General features: G+C 31.2%; 22 protein-coding genes and 1 tRNA gene. 14 read left to right on the plus strand and 9 right to left on the minus strand.

All coding sequences use genetic code 11. The features are described 5' to 3' along the window. Window positions 1–3 precede the first annotated feature (3 nt). From gyrB to dnaA, 5 genes are all read right to left on the minus strand, one after another. Complete coding sequence (gene gyrB / locus BQ4446_RS01805) at window positions 4–1,920, minus strand: DNA topoisomerase (ATP-hydrolyzing) subunit B (protein ID WP_071026147.1); 1,917 nt, start codon at window positions 1,918–1,920, stop codon at window positions 4–6. 1 nt (window position 1,921) lies between these two features. After that, window positions 1,922–3,004, minus strand: a complete 1,083-nt coding sequence (recF, locus tag BQ4446_RS01810) for a DNA replication/repair protein RecF (protein WP_071026149.1) — start codon at window positions 3,002–3,004, stop codon at window positions 1,922–1,924. Further along, the gene (locus BQ4446_RS01815) at window positions 3,001–3,216 is read right to left on the minus strand and encodes an RNA-binding S4 domain-containing protein (protein WP_071026151.1); all 216 of its coding nucleotides are present in this window, start codon (window positions 3,214–3,216) and stop codon (window positions 3,001–3,003) included. The genes recF and BQ4446_RS01815 overlap by 4 nt, the downstream gene beginning before the upstream one ends. Continuing rightward, entirely contained in the window at window positions 3,217–4,314 is a 1,098-nt protein-coding gene (gene dnaN / locus BQ4446_RS01820) for a DNA polymerase III subunit beta (RefSeq protein WP_071026153.1), read from the minus strand. A gap of 149 nt (window positions 4,315–4,463) precedes the next feature. Then, window positions 4,464–5,801, minus strand: a complete 1,338-nt coding sequence (gene dnaA, locus BQ4446_RS01825; RefSeq protein WP_135100574.1) for a chromosomal replication initiator protein DnaA — start codon at window positions 5,799–5,801, stop codon at window positions 4,464–4,466. Window positions 5,802–6,178: 377 nt separating this feature from the next. Between dnaA and rpmH the strand changes: the two genes are divergently transcribed. From rpmH to BQ4446_RS01885, 12 genes are all read left to right on the plus strand, one after another. Then, the gene (rpmH, locus tag BQ4446_RS01830; protein ID WP_071026157.1) at window positions 6,179–6,313 is read left to right on the plus strand and encodes a 50S ribosomal protein L34; all 135 of its coding nucleotides are present in this window, start codon (window positions 6,179–6,181) and stop codon (window positions 6,311–6,313) included. 5 nt (window positions 6,314–6,318) lie between these two features. Beyond that, on the plus strand, window positions 6,319–6,657 hold the full coding sequence (rnpA, locus tag BQ4446_RS01835; RefSeq protein ID WP_071026158.1) for a ribonuclease P protein component: 339 nt from the start codon (window positions 6,319–6,321) through the stop codon (window positions 6,655–6,657). Next, entirely contained in the window at window positions 6,654–6,869 is a 216-nt protein-coding gene (gene yidD, locus BQ4446_RS01840; RefSeq protein WP_071026160.1) for a membrane protein insertion efficiency factor YidD, read from the plus strand. The genes rnpA and yidD overlap by 4 nt, the downstream gene beginning before the upstream one ends. Before the next feature lie 15 nt (window positions 6,870–6,884). Continuing rightward, the gene (locus BQ4446_RS01845; protein WP_071026162.1) at window positions 6,885–7,616 is read left to right on the plus strand and encodes a YidC/Oxa1 family membrane protein insertase; all 732 of its coding nucleotides are present in this window, start codon (window positions 6,885–6,887) and stop codon (window positions 7,614–7,616) included. Next, window positions 7,600–8,373 carry an RNA-binding cell elongation regulator Jag/EloR gene (jag, locus tag BQ4446_RS01850; protein WP_071026163.1) on the plus strand — a complete coding sequence of 258 codons (774 nt, stop codon included), beginning with the start codon at window positions 7,600–7,602 and terminating at the stop codon, window positions 8,371–8,373. The genes BQ4446_RS01845 and jag overlap by 17 nt, the downstream gene beginning before the upstream one ends. Before the next feature lie 40 nt (window positions 8,374–8,413). After that, on the plus strand, window positions 8,414–9,793 hold the full coding sequence (mnmE, locus tag BQ4446_RS01855; protein WP_071026165.1) for a tRNA uridine-5-carboxymethylaminomethyl(34) synthesis GTPase MnmE: 1,380 nt from the start codon (window positions 8,414–8,416) through the stop codon (window positions 9,791–9,793). Between the two features lie 5 nt (window positions 9,794–9,798). Beyond that, window positions 9,799–11,706 carry a tRNA uridine-5-carboxymethylaminomethyl(34) synthesis enzyme MnmG gene (gene mnmG / locus BQ4446_RS01860; RefSeq protein ID WP_209019089.1) on the plus strand — a complete coding sequence of 636 codons (1,908 nt, stop codon included), beginning with the start codon at window positions 9,799–9,801 and terminating at the stop codon, window positions 11,704–11,706. After that, window positions 11,693–12,388 carry a 16S rRNA (guanine(527)-N(7))-methyltransferase RsmG gene (gene rsmG, locus BQ4446_RS01865; RefSeq protein WP_071026169.1) on the plus strand — a complete coding sequence of 232 codons (696 nt, stop codon included), beginning with the start codon at window positions 11,693–11,695 and terminating at the stop codon, window positions 12,386–12,388. Before mnmG ends, rsmG begins: the two co-directional genes overlap by 14 nt. A gap of 273 nt (window positions 12,389–12,661) precedes the next feature. Beyond that, a complete protein-coding gene (locus tag BQ4446_RS01870; RefSeq protein WP_071026170.1) occupies window positions 12,662–13,411 on the plus strand; it encodes a ParA family protein in 750 nt (249 codons plus the stop codon). Next, window positions 13,408–14,247 (plus strand): ParB/RepB/Spo0J family partition protein, encoded by an 840-nt coding sequence (locus BQ4446_RS01875; RefSeq protein WP_071026172.1) that lies wholly within the window; start codon window positions 13,408–13,410, stop codon window positions 14,245–14,247. Before BQ4446_RS01870 ends, BQ4446_RS01875 begins: the two co-directional genes overlap by 4 nt. Further along, window positions 14,248–15,135 (plus strand): PhzF family phenazine biosynthesis protein, encoded by an 888-nt coding sequence (locus BQ4446_RS01880; protein ID WP_071026174.1) that lies wholly within the window; start codon window positions 14,248–14,250, stop codon window positions 15,133–15,135. Further along, window positions 15,135–15,554, plus strand: coding sequence for a hypothetical protein (locus BQ4446_RS01885; protein WP_071026176.1), 420 nt, complete (start codon window positions 15,135–15,137; stop codon window positions 15,552–15,554). The genes BQ4446_RS01880 and BQ4446_RS01885 overlap by 1 nt, the downstream gene beginning before the upstream one ends. Window positions 15,555–15,643: 89 nt before the next feature. Here the strand turns inward: BQ4446_RS01885 and BQ4446_RS01890 are convergent, their stop codons facing one another. Next, window positions 15,644–15,976, minus strand: a complete 333-nt coding sequence (locus BQ4446_RS01890; RefSeq protein WP_071026178.1) for a phage holin family protein — start codon at window positions 15,974–15,976, stop codon at window positions 15,644–15,646. A gap of 81 nt (window positions 15,977–16,057) precedes the next feature. Between BQ4446_RS01890 and cutA the strand changes: the two genes are divergently transcribed. Both cutA and BQ4446_RS01900 read left to right on the plus strand, forming a co-directional pair. Next, on the plus strand, window positions 16,058–16,372 hold the full coding sequence (gene cutA, locus BQ4446_RS01895; protein ID WP_071026180.1) for a divalent cation tolerance protein CutA: 315 nt from the start codon (window positions 16,058–16,060) through the stop codon (window positions 16,370–16,372). Window positions 16,373–16,432: 60 nt separating this feature from the next. Further along, window positions 16,433–17,905, plus strand: a complete 1,473-nt coding sequence (locus BQ4446_RS01900; RefSeq protein WP_071026181.1) for a C69 family dipeptidase — start codon at window positions 16,433–16,435, stop codon at window positions 17,903–17,905. A gap of 44 nt (window positions 17,906–17,949) precedes the next feature. Here the strand turns inward: BQ4446_RS01900 and BQ4446_RS01905 are convergent. The 3 genes from BQ4446_RS01905 to BQ4446_RS01915 form a co-directional block, all read right to left on the minus strand. Next, window positions 17,950–18,026: transfer RNA gene (locus tag BQ4446_RS01905), tRNA-Arg, on the minus strand. A gap of 74 nt (window positions 18,027–18,100) precedes the next feature. After that, a complete protein-coding gene (locus BQ4446_RS01910) occupies window positions 18,101–19,459 on the minus strand; it encodes a PFL family protein (protein ID WP_071026183.1) in 1,359 nt (452 codons plus the stop codon). 7 nt (window positions 19,460–19,466) lie between these two features. Next, entirely contained in the window at window positions 19,467–19,736 is a 270-nt protein-coding gene (locus BQ4446_RS01915) for an ACT domain-containing protein (protein ID WP_071026184.1), read from the minus strand. Window positions 19,737–19,868 lie beyond the last annotated feature (132 nt).

Consider the following 19,868-nt stretch of genomic DNA (forward strand, 5'->3'; position numbering starts at 1 on the left):
CTCCTATGCATCTATATAATCAGCATACTGTGCATTTTCGCTAATAAATTCTCGTCTTGGTTTTACATCTTGGCCCATAAGAATATTAAAAGTTGAATCCGTTTCTTCAAAATCATTTATATTTACTCTTAAAAGAAGTCTATTGTCAGGATTCATTGTAGTTTCCCAAAGCTGCTCTGCATTCATTTCTCCAAGACCCTTATATCTTTTTATATTTACATTCTTTTCATTTTTATGTTCATTTAAGGCCAATTTTAATTCCTCTTCATTGTGGCAGTATCTCAAAATTTTTGAATTTTTTTCAAGTCCATAAAGTGGAGCTTGGGCCACATAGATATGACCTTCTTCAATTAAAGGTCTCATAAATCTAAAGAAAAATGTTAAAAGTAATGTCATAATGTGGGCACCATCAACATCGGCATCTGTCATAATTATTATTTTATTATATCTTAAATTTTCAATATTAAAATTTTCTCCATATCCTGTTCCAAAGGCTGTGATCATTGCCTTAATTTCAGATGAATCAAGCATCTTTGCTTCATTTGCCTTTTCAACGTTCATAATTTTACCACGAAGGGGTAAAATTGCTTGATGAACTGGATTTCTGCCGTCTTTTGCAGTACCTCCCGCTGAATTACCTTCGACAAGGAAAATTTCACTTTCATCCTCACCAATTTCTTGACAGTCGGCTAATTTTCCAGGTAAAGTCATATCTAAATTATTTTTAGCTCTAGAAATTTCGCGAGCTCTTCTTGCTGCATCTCTTGCACGCCTTGCTGCCAAAGCCTTATCTAAAATAATTTTTGCAATTTTTGGATTTTCTTCTAAATAAGTTGAAAGCCTTTCATAGACAGTTGAATCAACAACTCCCTTTGTTTCAGAATTGCCTAGTTTTGCCTTTGTTTGGCCTTCAAACTGAGGATTTGGAAGTTTAACAGAAATAACTGCAGTTATCCCTTCTCTTACGTCATCTCCTGAAAGATTTTCTTCCTTTTCTTTTATAAAATTATATTTTCTGCCGTAGTCATTTATAGATTTTGTAATAGCTGACCTAAATCCTGAAAGGTGAGTTCCACCTTCTTCAGTATTAATATTATTAGCAAAAGTTAAAACTGTTTCTTGATAAGAATTTGTATATTGAATGGCAACTTCAATTGCTGTATTTTCACGTACTTCATCAATATAAATAATATCGTCATGAAGAGGATTAAATTTTTTTTCCTCATTAATAAAGGAAACAAAGGATTTTATTCCACCTTCATAATGGTAAAGTTCTTTTTTATCCGTCCTATTGTCAATAAATTCTATTTTTATGCCCTTATTTAAAAAGGCCATTTCTCTAAATCTCTTTGAAAGTATGTCAAAAGAAAATTCAACAGTATCAAAAATTTCTTCATCTGGAATAAAGGTAATTGATGTTCCTGTGTCATCTTTTTCAGTTTCTCCAATAACTTTTAATTCGGAAATTGCCTTGCCTCTTTCAAATTTTTGTTCATAAATTTTTCCATTTCTCTGAACTCTTGCAATTAAAAGCTTTGAAAGGGCATTTACAACAGATATCCCAACACCGTGAAGTCCACCGCTGACCTTATAGGCCTTGTTATCAAATTTTCCACCTGCATGAAGGATTGTTAGAACAGTTTCAACTGTTGATTTGCCAGTTTCAGGGTGAATTTCAACAGGTATACCCGATCCGTTATCAATAACGCAGACACTACCATCTTTTTCAATTACTATTTGTATATGGTCACAAATTCCCGCCAAGGCTTCGTCAATAGAATTGTCAAGCACTTCATAAACTAAATGATGAAGTCCCCTAGAACCTGTTGATCCAATATACATTCCGGGTCTTTTTCTTACAGGTTCAAGACCCTTTAAAACTTGTATATCCTCTGCACCATAATGTCTTGTATTTGCCATTTTATCTCCTATTCTCAATCAAATTTTCTATATCAAAATATTTTGCATTGCTATTTTTAAAATAAGTTTTTATGTTTGTTGTTGTAATAAAAGTCTGTCTATTTTTTATGGAATTAAGTAAGTAAACTGATCTTTCATTGTCAATTTCTGAAAAAACATCATCCAGTAAAAGTATAGGCCTATTTCTTGATAAAGAACTTATAAGGTCACATTCAGCTAATTTTAAGGCAAGAACAACAGACCTTTGCTCTCCTTGAGACCCAAAATTTTTTACATTTTTTCCATCTATTTTAAATTCTATGTCATCCCTATGAGGGCCTATGCAAGTAAATTTTTTTTCTAAATCTTTTTTTTGGTTTTCTTTTAGATAGGAATAAAGATTTTTTCTTAATTCTTCTTCATCGTTTGTAAGGGGAACTGTTGAAAGATAGGTAGTCTTTAAAAGCTCACCCTTAGTCAAATTTTTATAGTGAATTAGGGCATATTCATTTAATTTTTTTATGGCTTTAAGCCTTGAAATAATAATTTTTGCCCCATTTTTAGCAAGTTCCCTGTCATAGATTTCCAAAAGAGCCAAATTTTTTGAAATTTTTAAAAGTTTATTTCTTTCCATTAAAATTTTTCTATAAATACCTAAATAATATTCATAGGAAAAATCAAAATTTGAAATAGAGTCATTTAAAAATTTTCTTCTGTCATAGGGCGAATTTTTTATTATATTTAAATGATCAGGTGAAAAAAATACTAAATACTTATTTTTTCTATATTCTTTAGAATTTTTTCTTTCATCATTTACATAGTATTTTTTAAAGGTCTCCCTTGAAATTTCAATCCTATATTCATCAAAGTAGGATAGATTTTCATAAAGACTATAAATACTTGTTTCATTATTATTAAAATTTATAAGTTCACTATCCCCTGCATTTTTAAATGTTTGACCCTTAATTGACATATAAATTGCTTCCAATAAATTTGTCTTTCCTGAGGCATTTTTTCCATAAAAAATATTTATATTTTCATGGGGACTTATTTCAAAATTCAGGTAATTTCTAAAGTTATAGAGCCTTATAAATTTTAATTTCATTGGTCACCTAATATATATTTATTTCCATTAAACTCCACACAGTCATCCTTATGGAGTTTTTTGCCCCTTTGGCATTCAATATTTCCATTGACCTTAACTTTTCCATCTTTTATAAAAATTTTTGCCTCGCCTCCGCTATTTACAGCTCCTACAAATTTTAAAAAAGAATCAAGTTTTATAAAGTCAGAATTTATTTTTACCATCTTTTCCATTTAACTTGCCAGCCTTACTGGAAGGACTAAATAAATATAGTCGTCATTTCCATCTTCATTAATTATGCAAGGTGTTACTGAATCAAAAAAGTTTAAAAGAATTTTTTCTGTGTCCATTACCTTAATTCCATCTAATATATATTTTGAATTAAAGGCAATTCTAAGTTCTTCTTTTGTTTGGGAACATGGAATAATCTCATGAACATTCCCTATTTCAGAATTTGAATCTATAAAAATTTCATTATCTTTAATATTTATTTCAATTAAATTTGCCTTATCTTCCTTTGCAAGAAGTGATGCCCTTTCAACTGCATTTTGAAAGTCTGATTTTATTACTTCAGCTTTAATTTTATACTTGCCCTTTAAAAGATTTTCATAGGGGAAAAAATCACCACTTATAAGGCTGGAATAAAATACTGTATCTTCTAAAAGAAAGACTATATGATTGTGAGAAAGTTTTACCTTTAAATCTTCTTTACCATCTTCTAAAATCTTTACAAGTTCATTAAAAGACCTTGCTGGAACAATTGCTGAACCTTCAAAATCAATAGATTTATATAGTTTTTTTATAGCAAGTCTAAAACCATCAAGGGCCACAAAATTTATATAATCCTTTTTAAAGTCAAGGTAAACCCCAGTAAAAGCAATCCTTGTTTCATCAAGAGAAACTGCAAAAGAAGTCTTTCTTATGGCTTCTTTTATTTCATTTTTTGTAAAGTTAATGGTCTTGTCTTCCTCAATTTTCGGAAGTTCTGGATATTCATCTGCCTTTTGACAAGAAATATTAAATTCAGAACTGCCACATTTTATATTCATATTATAATTTTCTACTTTTATATATACATCATTAGCATTTAATTTTCTAATGATGTTTCCAAATAATCTGCCATTAACAACAATTTCTCCTTCTTCTTCTACTAGAGCAGTCATCTTTGAAATAATAGAAATTTCAGTATCTGTTGCTGTTAAATTTATAAGATTATTATCGCACCTTATAAGTATACCTTCAAGTATTTGCATTGTTGTCCTTGCTGATATTGCTCTTTGTACTATAAAAATATGTTTAGCAAGTTCAGCTCTATTAACTTTTATTTTCATTTTCTCTTTTCCTCCTAATAGAGTATATAAAGTAGTAATAGTAGTAGGGCCTGTTAATATGTTGATAAGACCCTAAAATATTTGGGATTATTATTTTATTCACCTTTAATAACTTGTGGATAAGTTTTTAATATATTAAATTTTATCCACTAGGTCTTAATTTTATTAATTAGTTCATTTATTTTAATCTTAAAAATTGGATCATCACTCATAGTCTTTTCTATTTTATCATAGGCATGAATAACAGTTGAGTGATCTCTTCCGCCAAATTCTTCGCCAATTTTTGGTAGTGATAAATCAGTAAGTTCCCTTGTAATATACATGGCAATTTGCCTAGGAAAGGCAATTTGTCTTGTTCTCTTTTTGGAATTTAAATCTTCTACTGTAATATCATATTCTTTGGACACAACTTTTTTTATAAAATTTGCATTAATAATCTTCTTTTTCTTAGCTTCAAAAATATCATTTAAAACAATGGCAGCATTTTCAGTATTTATTGGGCCTACAGATAGTTTTGAATAGGCTACGACTCGTGAAAGAGCACCCTCTAGCTCTCTAATGTTACTTTTTACATTTTCTGCAATATAGTTTATTACTTCATCAGAAATTTCAAAACCTTCGGCATCAGCCTTTGATCTTAAAATTGCAATTCTTGTTTCAAGGTCTGGCTGGCCAATGTCAACAACAAGACCCCAAGCAAATCTTGAAATCAGCCTTTCTTCCAAGGATTTAATTTCCTTTGGAGGTTTATCTGAAGTTAAAACTATTTGTTTATTTTGCTCATGAAGCTCATTAAAGGTGTGAAAAAATTCCTCTTGAGTTCTATCCTTATCAGCTATAAATTGGATATCATCAATCAGCAGCAGGTCAACTTTTCTATATTTATTTCTAAATTCTTCATTTTTATTAGTCTGTATTGAATATATAAGTTCGTTTGTAAACTGTTCACTGGTCACATATAATATTTTTTTTGATAGATCCTGACTCATAATAAAATTACCAATTGCATGCATTAAGTGAGTCTTTCCAAGACCTACTCCTCCATAGATGAAAAGAGGATTTGAAAAGGCATTAGATGGATCATCATAATTTTCTGCCACGGCAAGGGATGCTGCATGGGCAAACTCATTACTCTTGCCGACTACAAAACTTTCAAAGGTATATTTGGGATTGAGCCTTGATTCATTTGATTCACTTCTCTTAATATTTATAGCAGGTCCTTCGTCTTCATCTTCCGAAATTATGGTGATATCAAAATCATAGCCTGAAACGTCAAAAAGTGATTTTTTAATAAGATCTAAATGTCTTTTGTTGTTGGCTAAATAATCCCTAATAAACTTTGAAGGGACGCTAATTATAATTTTCTTCTCTTCATAGTCAATAGATTTAGGTATCATTCTTGAAAACCAAGTATTATATGTAACAGATGACATGGATTTTTTTTCTAATTCTTTTAAAAATAAATTCCAAATTGTAGAAATTTCCATATCCTTGCCTCCTATTAACATTTTTTGATTTGTGGGTAAAATTTATTTATAACTTTAACCACAAATGTAGATAATTTGTTTAAATTATTAACATTTTATGGAAAAAATTTATGTATGGAGAGTAAAAATAAGTAAATTTAAGTAAAAAAACTAATAAAAATAAAGTTGTTAACAAGTTATAAACAAATTGTTAATAACTTTATTTATCAACAATTTATAAGTTTTAAACAGCATATAAATTTTATCCACATATATTTTAACAAAAAAACCATAACTTATCAACAGGTTTAGTTCATATCTAGCATATTTAAAGGTCTATTTTCTTGACAAATTGGGGATTTATAAATATAATTTTAAGGATAGAAAGAGGTGAGATTATGAAGAGAACTTTTCAACCAAAAAACAAACAAAGAAAAAGAGAACATGGATTCCGTGCAAGAATGAGAACAAGAGCTGGAAGAAATGTAATTAAAGCTAGAAGAAGTAAAGGCAGAAAGAGACTATCAGCTTAAGTAAAATGGATAAGAATTCGTTATTAAAAAAAGACAGTGATTATCAAAGGATTTATAGGGCCAAAAAAATTTCTTCTTCAAAACTCCTTACACTTTTCACTAAAAAAAATTCTTTAAAGCAAAAGAGGTTTGGTATAACCACTACAAAAAAAGTTGGAAATGCTGTTAAGAGAAATTTTTTGAGAAGAAGGATGAAAGCTCTTTTAAGGGAAAATTATGATCTTATAGCAAATGCTTATGATTATGTTTTTGTTCTAAAAAAGGAAGCTGCGTCTGCAAGTTTTGAGGACCTAAAAAAATCTTTTTTTTACGTTTTAAAAAGGCAAAATAAGGTGGTTAAATGAGTAAAATTTGCATACTTTTAATTATATTTTATCAAAAATTTATTTCTAAATATATATTAGTGGGCAGTCACTGCAGATTTACACCAACTTGTTCCCAATATGCTTACGAGGCCTATAAAAAATATGGCTTCTTTAAGGGAACTTACCTAACTATTTTGAGAATTTTAAGATGTAATCCATTTCACAAGGGCGGTTACGATCCTCTTATCTAAAAATTTGGAGGTAAAATGACAAAACCAATAAGTATCGTTTTGGGTATGTTTATCAGAATGGTTTATAATGGCCTTGTAAATATTATGGCTGAACCTGATAGTATTTCTTTTTATGCCCTATCTATTATTATTACAACTTTAATTTTAAAGTTATTAATTCTTCCAATTACTTTTTCTCAAATGAAAAATCAAAAGAAGATGGCAGAGCTTCAACCTGAACTTCAAAAGCTCCAAAAGAAATACAAAAACGACCCACAAACTCTTGCGATGAAACAGCAAAAACTTTATAAAGACGCAAATTATAATGTCTTAAGTGGATGTCTTCCTTTAATAGTACAATTATTTGTACTAATAGGGTTTTACAGATGTTTTTACGAACCGGTTAAATTTATTTTTACAGAGCCGGGATTTTATAATTCTATAAACAAGAACTTTTTCTATATTGAAAGTTTGGATCAAATTGACAAGACTATGATTCTTCCCCTACTTGCAGCAGCAACGACATTTTTGACTTCTTATTTAACGACAAAAACTACAAGTCAAGGACCAGGACAAGATCAAGCAAAGTCCATGATGAATACTATGATGTATATGATGCCTATTATGATTTTCTTTATGGGTAGATCGCTACATTCAGAACTTATTTTATATTGGACAGTTTCAAATATCTTTGCAATTTTCCAACAATTATTTGTTAATAGAAGTATAAGACAGTCAGCGGAGGAGTCAGATGAAATACGTAATTAAAACAGGAAAAAATATTGATGAAGCAGTAAGTGAGGCTCTTAGTGAGTTAAATATTTCAAGAGATGAAGCAAAAATCGAAGTTCTTGAAGAAGGAACTAAAGGTTTTTTGGGCATAATAGGCAACAAAGAAGCCACAGTAAAAGTTACTAAAATTGAAGATTCAACAGAAGATATTTTAAAGGAAATATTTAACGAAGATATTGAAAAAGAGGAGAGCCATGTTGAACCCACGGTTCACACAGAAATTGAAAATAAAGTTTCACCATCTAAAGAACTTTCTTTAGATGATGAAAATGAAAATATTATAAAAACTGCCAGAGAATTTATAGATAAGATTATAGATTCTCTTGGCTTGGAAGCTGAGATTGAAGCTATTCTTGAAGAAAATCTTTTAAAGATTAATGTTATGGGAGATGAAAATAAACTTGGAATTATTATTGGTAAAAGGGGAGCAACTCTTGATTCCATCCAATATATTTTAAATCTTATTGTTAACAAAAAAGCTTCAAGATATATTAAGGTTAGCCTTGACTCCAGCGGTTACAGAGAAAAAAGAAAAGAAACCTTAGAAGAATTGGCAAATAAAATGGCAGCTAAAGTTTTAAGGACTAACCATTCTATAAGACTTGAACCTATGAATGCTTACGAAAGAAAGATTATTCATGAAAGTCTTCAAGATTATGAAGGAATTTTAACTCATTCGGAAGGCAAAGATCCTTTTAGAAAAGTTGTCATTCAAAAAGAAAGAAAGTATTAAGGGACTTGGACTTAAGTCCCTTTTTATTTGAAGGAGAATTATGGGAACTTATGATACAATAGCTGCCATTTCTACTGCCATTGGCGAAGCTGGAATTTCCATTGTGAGAATGAGCGGCGAAGAAGCCCTTAAAATTGCTGATGAAGTTTTTAGGGCAAAAAATAAAAAGACCTTAAAAGAAAGCAAAAATAGGAAATTTGTCTATGGTCATATTTATGAAGATGGACAAATTATTGACGAAGTTTTGGCAGTTAAAATGCTTGGACCTCACTCCTATAGTGGTGAGGATATTGTTGAAATTCACTGCCATGGAGGAATTGTTGCCGTAAGAAGAATTTTAAAGGCTCTTTTAAAAAGAGGAGCAAGGCTTGCAGAAAGAGGCGAATTTACAAAAAGAGCTTTTCTAAATGGAAGAATTGATCTGACCCAAGCAGAAGCTGTGATAGATTTAATAAAATCAAAAACAGAATCAGCATTTGATATTTCTATGGACCAGTTAAAAGGCAGCATATCAAGAGAAATTAAAAAAATTGAAGATGAAGTAGTGGGCATGCAGGCTTTAATTGTAGCTAACATAGATTTTCCTGAAGATGAAATCAAAGATGCAACTTATAAGGAATTAAAGACAAGATGTGATTCAATTATTGAAAAGATGAAATTTTTGTTAGAAAATTCACAAAAAGCAAAGTTATTAAGGGACGGAATAAATACAGTAATTTTAGGTAAGCCTAATGTAGGTAAGTCTTCTCTTTTAAATGGCATGCTAAAATATGATAGGGCCATAGTTACTGACATCCCTGGCACCACTAGGGATATAATTGAAGATTATATTGATTTAGATGGTCTTTTATTAAAAATAACCGACACGGCAGGGATTCGTGAAACTAAAGATAAGGTGGAAAAAATTGGAGTTGAAATTGCCAAAGATAAGATTAAGGATGCAGATCTTGTAATCACTCTTTTTGACATTTCAAAGGATTTTAATGATGATGACTATAAAATAATAAATTTAATCAAGAATAAAAAGTCTATTATCATAATGAATAAAGATGATTTGGAAGAAAAAGTTACAGATGAGGATATTAAAAAATTAATTGGAAATAGAGATTTTCTAAAACTTTCAGTTATTGATCCTAAAAAGATAAAATTAATTGAGGACAAAATTAGAGAAATGTTTTTTGCAGGAGATATTGTCCAAAAGGATCAAATTTATATTGATAATATAAGGCATATTAATGCCCTTACAAAGGCTCTAAGTTCTATGGAAGAAACTAAGAAAGACCTGGAAAATGAAATATTTTTGGATTTAATTGAAGTAAATCTCGAAGAAGTTATTAGTAAATTTTCAGAAATTACAGGCCTTATAACGACTGAAGAAGTTTTAGATAGAGTTTTCAGTGAATTTTGTATTGGAAAGTAGGTATTATGGCAGAAGTAAAATATTTTGATGCCGGCAGTTATGATACAATTGTTGTCGGTGCAGGCCATGCAGGCAGTGAAGCTGCTCTTGCATCTGCAAGAATGGGAGCTAAGACTCTCTTATTATGTATAAATTTAAATTCAGTGGTATCTATGAGCTGTAATCCCAATGTTGGTGGGACAGGAAAGGGTCATTTAGTTAGGGAAATTGATGCTCTTGGTGGAGAAATGGCAAAAAATATAGACAAGACCTTTATCCAGTCAAGAATGCTTAATACTTCAAAAGGCCCTGCTGTCCACTCCCTTAGAGCTCAAGCGGATAAGAGAAAATACCACGAAGTAATGAAAAGAGTCCTTGAAAATGAAAAAAATTTAGACCTTAAAGAAGATGAAGCTATAAGAATTTTAAGAGATGGCAATAAAATCACCGGCGTTTTAACAAGAAATGGGGCTCGCTATGGCGCTAAAGCTGTTGTTTTATGTACTGGAACCTATTTGAGGGGTAGGATTTATATGGGGGAAGTTAACTATTCTTCTGGCCCTACTGGTTTTGGACCGGCAAATCACCTTTCAAAATCTTTAGAGGAAGATTTTTCTATGAAACTTATGAGGTTAAAAACGGGGACACCAGCAAGAGTTTTAAGGTCATCAATTGACTTTTCAGGCATGGAAGAGCAAAAAGGCGACCCACAAGTTACGCCTTTTTCCTTTTTAAATTATGATAAGGATATGGACATAGATCAGGAGCTTTGCTATTTAACGTACACTACAGAAAAGTGTCACGAAATTATTAGGAAAAATATTTCTAGGTCTGCCCTATCTCTTGGTGATATTACTGGAAAGGGTCCAAGATACTGCCCGTCAATTGAAGATAAGGTAACGAGGTTTGAAGACAAAGATTCTCATCAAGTTTTTATAGAACCTGAAGGCTTAACCACTGATGAAATGTATATACAAGGTGTTTCATCATCCCTTCCTGTGGAGGTTCAAAATAAATTTTATAGGGAAATTCTAGGCCTTGAAAATTGTAAAATTTTAAGACCAGCTTATGCCATAGAATATGATGCAATTGATGCTACTCTTTTAAAGAGGAGTTTAGAACATATGGATTTTGACGGATTATTTTTTGCAGGTCAAATAAATGGATCATCAGGTTATGAAGAAGCGGCATCTCAAGGTCTTGTTGCTGGAATTAATGCTGCCTTAAAAGTTCAAGGAAAAGACCCTTGTATTTTAGACAGATCTCAGGCCTATATTGGCGTTTTAATTGATGATTTAGTTACAAAGGGAACAAAAGAACCTTATAGAATGATGACGGCAAGATGTGAATATAGATTAACTTTAAGACAGGATAATGCAGATTTAAGATTAACTGAAATTGGACGCAAGCTTGGTCTTGTTGATGACGAAAGGTATGAAAAATATCTCTATAGGAAAGAAAATATTGAAAAAGAATTTGAAAGAATTAGATCGATAAAAATCAATCCTACAGAAGAAGTAAATAAAAATTTAATGGATTTGGGTTCAACAGACCTAAAAAAGACAATTAGTTTGGCGGAACTTTTAAAAAGGCCGGAGCTAACCTATAAAAAACTTGAAACCCTTGACCCTGAAAGGCCTGACTTAAGAAAAGATATAGTAGATAATGTTGAAATAGAAATAAAATATGAAGGCTATATTAAAAAGCAGGAAATTCAAATTAAACAGTTTAAAAAACTTGAAAATAAAAAACTTGATTTTAATTTAGACTATAAAAAAATTGAAGGTCTAAGGCTGGAGGCTAGAGAAAAACTTGCAAGAACAAGACCTGAATCCATTGGTCAGGCTATGAGAATTACTGGAGTTTCCCCCGCTGATATAAATGTTTTATTAATTCACCTTGAACAGATGAGGAGACAAAATGAACTTAAGTGATTATTTTAAAGCTTATAATCTTTCTGAAGAGTATATTTCAGATTTTGAAAAATTTAGAAAGTATCTTTTACAATATAATAAAAAGACTAACATTACAAGGATTGAAGATGAAAATGAATTTAATGTAAAGCACTTTTTAGATTCTCTTTCACTTTTCAAAATTGGCTTAATAAAAAATGATAGTAAAATTTTAGATCTTGGTACTGGAGGGGGATTTCCAGGAATCCCATTAAAACTATACAATAGAGATTTAGACATTACTCTGGTAGATTCTTTAAATAAAAGGATAAAATTTTTGGAAAGTGTTATTGAAGAATTTGCATTAAAAAACATTAGACCTATCCATGGAAGGGCCGAGGAAATGGCAAGAGATGAAAATTTTAGAGAAAGTTTTGACATAGTAACATCAAGGGCAGTTGCAAGACTTTCGACCCTTTCAGAATACTGTCTTCCTTTCACAAAAGTAGGCGGATATTTTATTGCCATGAAAGGACCAGAAGCTGCGGAAGAATTAAAAGAAGGAAAAAGAGCTATTAATATTTTAGGAGGACAAGTGGAAGATTTAGTTGAAATAAAACTCCCCCTAGAAATAACTCACTATCTTTTAATAATTAAAAAAATAAATATGACAGATAAAAAATATCCAAGGGCTGGAGGGAAACCTAAAAACAAGCCCTTATAAATTAAAAAAATCAATTGCTCCACGTGGAGCATTTTTTATTTGTAAGTGAATTAATTATTAAAAATATTTTGAGAAAAAATGGTATAGAAATAAATTGAACATTTAAACAAAATTTTTAAAATAATAAATTGATTATTTTAATTAACGTCAATAAAGAGGCTAGGATTTAAGATTTATTAAAATTTATTTTTACGCTCCACAAGGAGCATTTTTTATTATATATTTAAAAATCTATAAAATTCTGTTATCATATAAATAGAAATGAGGTTTGAAATGGCGAAAGTAATTACTGTTTTTAATCAAAAAGGCGGCGTTGGCAAGACTACCACTGTTATTAATTTAAGTCACGGCCTAGCAAAACTAAAGAAAAGAGTATTAATTATTGATATGGATCCACAGGCCAACACCAGTTCAGGCCTTGATCTGAAAGATTATGATTATATGATTTATGACTTCTTAAATTCTAAGGAAAAAAAAGCGGTCTATAATACTAAATATAAAAATCTTAGCCTTGTACCTTCAGGCAGCGATTTTGCTGGTGCTGAAATTGAATTTGCAAGAGATGAAAATTGGCAATATAAATTAGAGGAGGCCCTTGATGAAATTAAGGACTCCTATGACTATGTAATTATTGATTGTCCACCATCCCTTGGCATCTTGTCAATGATGTCATTAATAGCAACAGATTCTATTATTGTTCCTGTTCAGTGCGAATATTACGCTTTAGAAGGAGTAAGCCAGCTTATGGACACCATAAATCTTGTTAGAGATAATTTTAATAAAAATTTAGAAATAGGCGGTGTTTTAATGTGCATGTATGACCCGAGAAATAATTTATCTCAGCAAGTGGCAGAGGAAGTAAAAAAATTTTTTAAGGGAAAAGTTTTTAAAACAATAATTCCGAGGAACGTTCGATTAGCAGAAGCCCCTTCATTTGGTGTCACAATTTTTGATTATGATTCATCTTCAAAGGGTGCGAAGGCATATTTAAAATTAGCTAAGGAAGTTGTAGGTGTAAAATGACAAAAAAGAAAGCCTTGGGAAGAGGTCTGGGTAATTTTTTATCAAATAAAAGTGAAATTGATGAGATTATATATCCCGAAAAAAATATTTTTATGGAAATTAATCTTGAATTAATAATGACCAATGAAAATCAGCCTAGAAAATATTTTGATCAGGAGAGCTTAAAGGAGCTATCTGAATCCATTAAAAATTATGGAATAATTGAGCCGCTTATCTTAAAAAAAGATGGCGATAAATTTCTAGTAATTTCAGGAGAAAGAAGATTTAGGGCTGCAAAACTTGCTGGTCTTGAAAGGGTTCCGGCAATTATTAAGGACATAGAATCTGAAGAGTCAGATAAAATTGCCTTAATAGAAAATATTCAAAGAGAAGATTTAAACGCTATTGAAGAGGCAAGGTCCTATAAATACTTAATTGAAGAATATAATTTAAGGCAGGAAGACCTTGCAAAGGAAGTAGGCAAAAGCCGTCAATATATTGGAAATACAATTAGACTTCTAAATTTAGATGAAAGGGTAATTGATTTAATTTTTAAAGGAGATCTTTCTCCATCTCATGGAAAGGCTCTTTTATCAATAAAGGATAAGGAAAAACAGTTTAGGGAAGCAAAAAAAATTGTAAAAAATTCTATATCAGTTGCAAAAACTGAAAAGTTAAGTAGTAAAAAAGATCAAGGTATTGATATCTTTACAGAAAACATTAAGGATGAACTCACAAGCTTTTTGGGAACAAAAGTTGTTTTTAAAGGAAGAGGCAAGGTCAAAAAACTAGAAATAGAATATTACAATGAAGATGATTTACAAAGGATTTGCGATTTAATTTTAGGGAGGATTTAGATGGCCAGATTCTATAATATGTACTTGGTGTCAGCATTTACAGATGGCCCCTTTAAGGGAAATTCAACAGGAGTTATAATTGACAAAGGTGATTTAAGCCCAAAAGAAAAACAAAACATTGCTAAAGACATAAAACAGCCTGTTTCCGTATTTATAAAGAGGCTGGATACAGGTGTCTATAATACGGAATTTTATACACCTGAAAAGGAAATACAGCTTTGTGGTCATGCAACAATGGCAACTTTTTATGCATTAGCAGAAAATGAGTACATTCTTCCTCAGGAAGAAGGCATACAAAAGATAACACAATATACTAAGGCTGGAAAAATTAAAGTTGAGCTTGAATATAGGGACAATAAAATCAAGCATATATTTATGACTTTAAAGCTTAGAAATGAAGAAAAAATTAAGGATTTTTCAAAGATTTTAAATATATTGAATCTTAAAAAGGAAGATGTGGGACTTGAAATTTGCGATTGCTATCCAGAAAAAATTTCAACAGGCCTTGGGGACATTATAATCCCCGTTAAGAATGAGGAAATATTAAATAAAATTAAGCTAGATATAGATAGGGCTATAGAATTTTCTGAAAGAGAAAATATAATTTCCTTTAATGTCTTTACAACAAAAGATGGGGAAAATACAACTCAAAGAACCTTCTCTCCAATTATTGGTATGAATGAAGAAATGGGATCAGGAACTTCAACAGCAGCAACAATGTATTATCTTCACAATAATTTAAGGGAAAAACCTAATATTATCTATTCAAATCAAGGAAAATTTTTGGGAAGAATTTCTAAAATAATTGCTGGATATAATGAAGTTACAAATGATGTTAAAGTTGGGGGCAGGGCTTATAGCTTTATGAACGGAGTTTTGAAGATATAATGAGGAGAAATTCAAAATCTAATAAATTATGGAGAATAGTTTTAATCCTTTTTTTTGCCTTACTTATAATTGTTGGAACAAGCATTATTTCATCGAGGAATAGCCTGGCAAAAATTAATTTAAGAGAAGTTGAGTATATTGAAATAATTGCCAGAAAAACAGATGTCATGAAGACAATAAAAAATTCTAAGGAAATAAAGGATATAGCTGGGTCCTTAAATAAATTAAGGGGCAAAAAAACCAGCCCCGACTCATCAGTTGATGCGGTTAATTATGTAAATGTTTATTTGGTGACTGGAAAGAAAATTGAATTTGTGAAGGGCGGACAGACTATAAGGGTAAATAATACCTGGTATTATTTAAATAGGAGAAATTCTGAAATAATTGATAAAATAATTGATAAGTATAATGTATATTGAAGAATCCCCCAAATCCTAGTTACATCAAAGGGTTTAGGGGATTTTTATACCAAAAAAAGTATTGCCTAAGATGGACAATATTTTTTTTATTACATAGGCCTTTTATCTGCAGGAATGAAAATATCAACGATTCCTAAAATAACAGAACCAACAATTGCTCCTAATAAAGTTACTTGGAATCCCTTAATAAATTTTCCTGTTAAAAATAAAATTACAACAGAAGCTATAAAACCAACAGCTCCTCTTCCAAAAGGTGATGCGTCAATACCGGCAAATTTATTAATTGCCCAGTCTAAAATTCCGATTACAATTGCAGCCATAATTGCAGTTCCAAAAGAAGATACAGTAAAGCCACCTGGTAGCCATGAAGCTATTAAAATAGCTAAAGCACTAACTAAAATTTTAATTATTAATTTAATCATTTTTATCCCTCCAATTCTTATTTATCCAAAAAACTAGAATTTTAAACATTTTTTAGTATAATTAATAGATGGAGGGATTTTATGACTTATTTTAAATTTGAAGTTTTTATACCTAAGGAAAATAGCAAGAAATTAATTGATGAATTAAATAAAAATTCACTTTTAATTGATGGTCCCTATGACTATGTTTTTGCAGCAACTGAAGTTCTTGGCCATTTTAGGCCCCTTGAGGACTCTAATCCCTTTATTGGAGAAAAGATGAAAATAGAGGAAGTTAAGGAATTAAAGTTAGAATTTAGGATAAAAAGTGAAAATAAGGACAAGACCTTTAGAATTATAAAGGAAAATCATCCCTACGAAATACCCGTTATTAATATAATCCCTTTAGAAAATTAAGAAAGTTTTTAAGGAGTAATTATATTTTATAATTAGATAGGGAAATTAAAAGGAGATATTATGTGTACAACTATATTAATTGGTAAAAATGCAAGTTATGACGGTTCAACTATGGTGGCACGTATTGAAGATTCATCCTCAGGTATGTTTAAGGCAAAAAAATTTATCTATGTATCTTCAGAAGATCAAGTAGTTGATTATAAATCTGTTAGAACTGACTGCGAAATAAAACTCCCTGAAAAATCTTTTTCTTACACCTGCCTTCCCAATGTAAAAAAATGGAGAGGCGTTTGGGGAGCTTGCGGAATTAATGAAAAAAATGTTAGCATGACAGCTACAGAAACAATTACAACAAATGAAAGGGTTTTAGGAGCAGATCCACTAGTTGAATATGAAGAAGGAATAATTAAAAAGGGAGGGATTGGCGAAGAAGACTTTATTGTTATAGTTCTTCCCTATATTTCATCAGCAAGAGAAGGGGTTGAAAGGCTTGGAAAGTTACTTGAAGAATATGGAACCTATGAAAGTAATGCCGTTGCCTTCCAAGATGAAAATGAAATTTGGTGGCTTGAATCAATAGGAGGTCATCACTGGATAGCAAAGAAAGTTCCTGACGACGCATATGTTGTTATGCCAAACCAATTAGGTATTGATGAATTTGACTTTAAAGATGCTTTTTCAAAAAAAGAATCTCATATGTGTTCAGAAGATTTAAGAGAATTTATTAAGGAAAATCATTTAGATTTAAGCTTAAAGGGAAATTTTAATCCTAGAGAAGCCTTTGGTTCAGATAGTTATGAAGACCATGTTTACAACACTCCTCGTGCATGGGTGATGTTAAGATATTTTAACAAAAATACCTATAGTTTTGATGGACCTGATGCGGAATTCAAACCATCTTCTAATAATCTTCCATGGTCAATGGTTCCTGAAGGAAAAATTACAATTGAAGATGTTAAGACAATCCTTTCAAATCATTATGAAGGAACGCCCTATGATCCCTATGGAAGACATGGCCAAGGAGATCAAAGAGGAAAATTTAGGCCAATTGGAATTAATAGAGATGATGTTTTGGCCCTTACACAAATTAGGCCTTATGTTGATGAAGAAATTAAGGCCATTGAATGGCTTGCCTTTGGTTCAAATGTTTTTAACGGCTTAATTCCATTTTATACAAATATTTCAAAAACTCCAAAATATCTTGCAAACACAAGCTTGACACCAACAAGTGAAAATTTTTACTGGGTCAATAGAATTATTGGAGTCCTTTGTGATTCAAACTTTGCCGAAACTCAAGCTTCAACGGAAGCTTACCAAATGAAAGTTTTATCAAAGGGGCATGAAATTATTAATAAATATGACAAGGAATTTAAGAAAAATAAAGGAAGTATTAAGGACATTAAAAAGTTCCTTGAAAAAGCAAATGAAGAAGTTGCAGACTTTACGAAAGAAGCAACCGATAAGTATTTAGACGAGGTTTTATATATAGCATCTCTATATATGAAAAATTCTTTTTCAAGGTCTGATGCCTAGATAATATTATATAAAAAAACCGGGATTCAAAGTTCCCGGTTTTTTGGCGTCCGCGAGAGGAGTCGAACCTCCGGCCCCACGCTTAGGAGGCGTGTGCTCTATCCAACTGAGCTACGTGGACACAGTAAACTTATTTTAAGATAAAAACATTATTATGTCAAGTTTATGTAAAACTGGCACAATAATGTTTTTCCTTTAATTTTTAAATGAATGAATTGGTGGCGGAATTTGTCCGGTTCTGTCAATTAATTTTTTTGAAGAATAAGATCCAATATCCATTATTGGAGCGTATCCTAAAAGGCCACCAAAATTTGCAGTATCGCCAACTTTTTTGCCATAGACTGGAATTAATCTTGTTGCTGTTGTCTTAGCATTTATAACTCCAATCGCAGCTTCATCTCCTATAATCGCAGAAATGGTTTCAGCCGGAACATCCCCTGCAATGGCAATCATATCAAGGCCAACTGAACAGACACTTGTCATAGCCTCAAGTTTATCTAAATTAATATAGGAATTTGTGGCAGCTTCAATCATACCCTCATCTTCGGAAACTGGAATAAAGGCTCCGCTTAGGCCACCAACATGAGATGATGCCATAATTCCTCCCTTTTTAACACAGTCATTTAAAAGGGCAAGGGCAAGAGTTGTGCCATGACCGCCAACATGTTCTACTCCCATTTCTTCTAAAATTCTTCCGACACTATCTCCAACAGCGGGTGTAGGTGCAAGGGAAAGGTCAATGATGCCAAAGGGAATATTTAATTCTTTTGCAACTTCCTTGCCAACGAGTTCCCCCATTCTTGTGATTTTAAAAGCAGTTTTTTTAATAGTTTCTGAAACTTCAGTAAAGGATTTATTAGAAATTTTTTTCAGGGCAGATAAGACAGTTCCAGGGCCTGAAACGCCAATATTAATAGAATTTTCACTTTCAGAAATACCGTGAAAGGCTCCAGCCATAAAGGGATTATCTTCAATGGCATTTGCAAAGACAACAAGCTTTGTGCAGGCTGAAGAATCAGTATCCCTTGTTAAATAAGCAGCCTTTTTTATGACTTCGCCCATTTTTTTAACTGCATCCATATTAATACCAGCTTTTGTGGATCCAACATTTACTGATGCACAGACAAGATCAGTTTCTGTTAAGGCATCAGGGATTGAATCAATTAATACTCTGTCATAATTAGTAAAACCTTTTTGGACAAGAGCTGAAAATCCGCCAATAAAATTTATCCCAAGGTCCTTTGCAAGCTTATCTAAAATTTTTGCATAGGGGACATAAGACTTTTCGCCAGTAGCAGCCCCAATAATTGAAATTGGAGTTACAGAAATTCTATTATTAATTATGGGAATTGCATATTTTCTGGAAACTTTGTCTGTAAGAGCGGTTAAATTTTCACAGGTCCTTGAAATTTTATCGTAGACTTTTTTTATGGACTTATTAATATCCGAATCAATACAGTCCAAAAGAGAAATTCCAACAGTTACAGTTCTTATATCCAAAAGTTCATTGTCAAGCATATTGACAGTTTCTAAAATATTATTTCTACTATACATAAAAACCTCAAATTATATGCATGGCATTAAAAATATCTTCATGCATAACTTTAATTTTAACTTCAATTTCTCTTTCAAGTTCTCCATAATCACGAATCAGGTCATCAAAAGAACCTGACATTTTACTTATGTCAACAATCATAATCATATTAAAATAGCCATCAATAATAGTTTGATTAATATCAACAATATTTATACCATACTTTACTAGAAGGCCTGTAGATTTATGGACAATACCAACCTTATCTTTACCAACAATATTAATTACAGCTTTCATAACAACCTCCATTTATATTAGTATAAAATATAAGCTCAAAAAAATAAAGAATGAATAAATTATTATTATAGGCCCTCCCATAATCTTTCATAATCATTCATTCTTTATAAAAACTTTCCAACTTCCATTCCA

This window comes from Peptoniphilus raoultii, from assembly GCF_900099555.1.
GTDB classification, from domain to species: domain Bacteria; phylum Bacillota; class Clostridia; order Tissierellales; family Peptoniphilaceae; genus Peptoniphilus_A; species Peptoniphilus_A raoultii.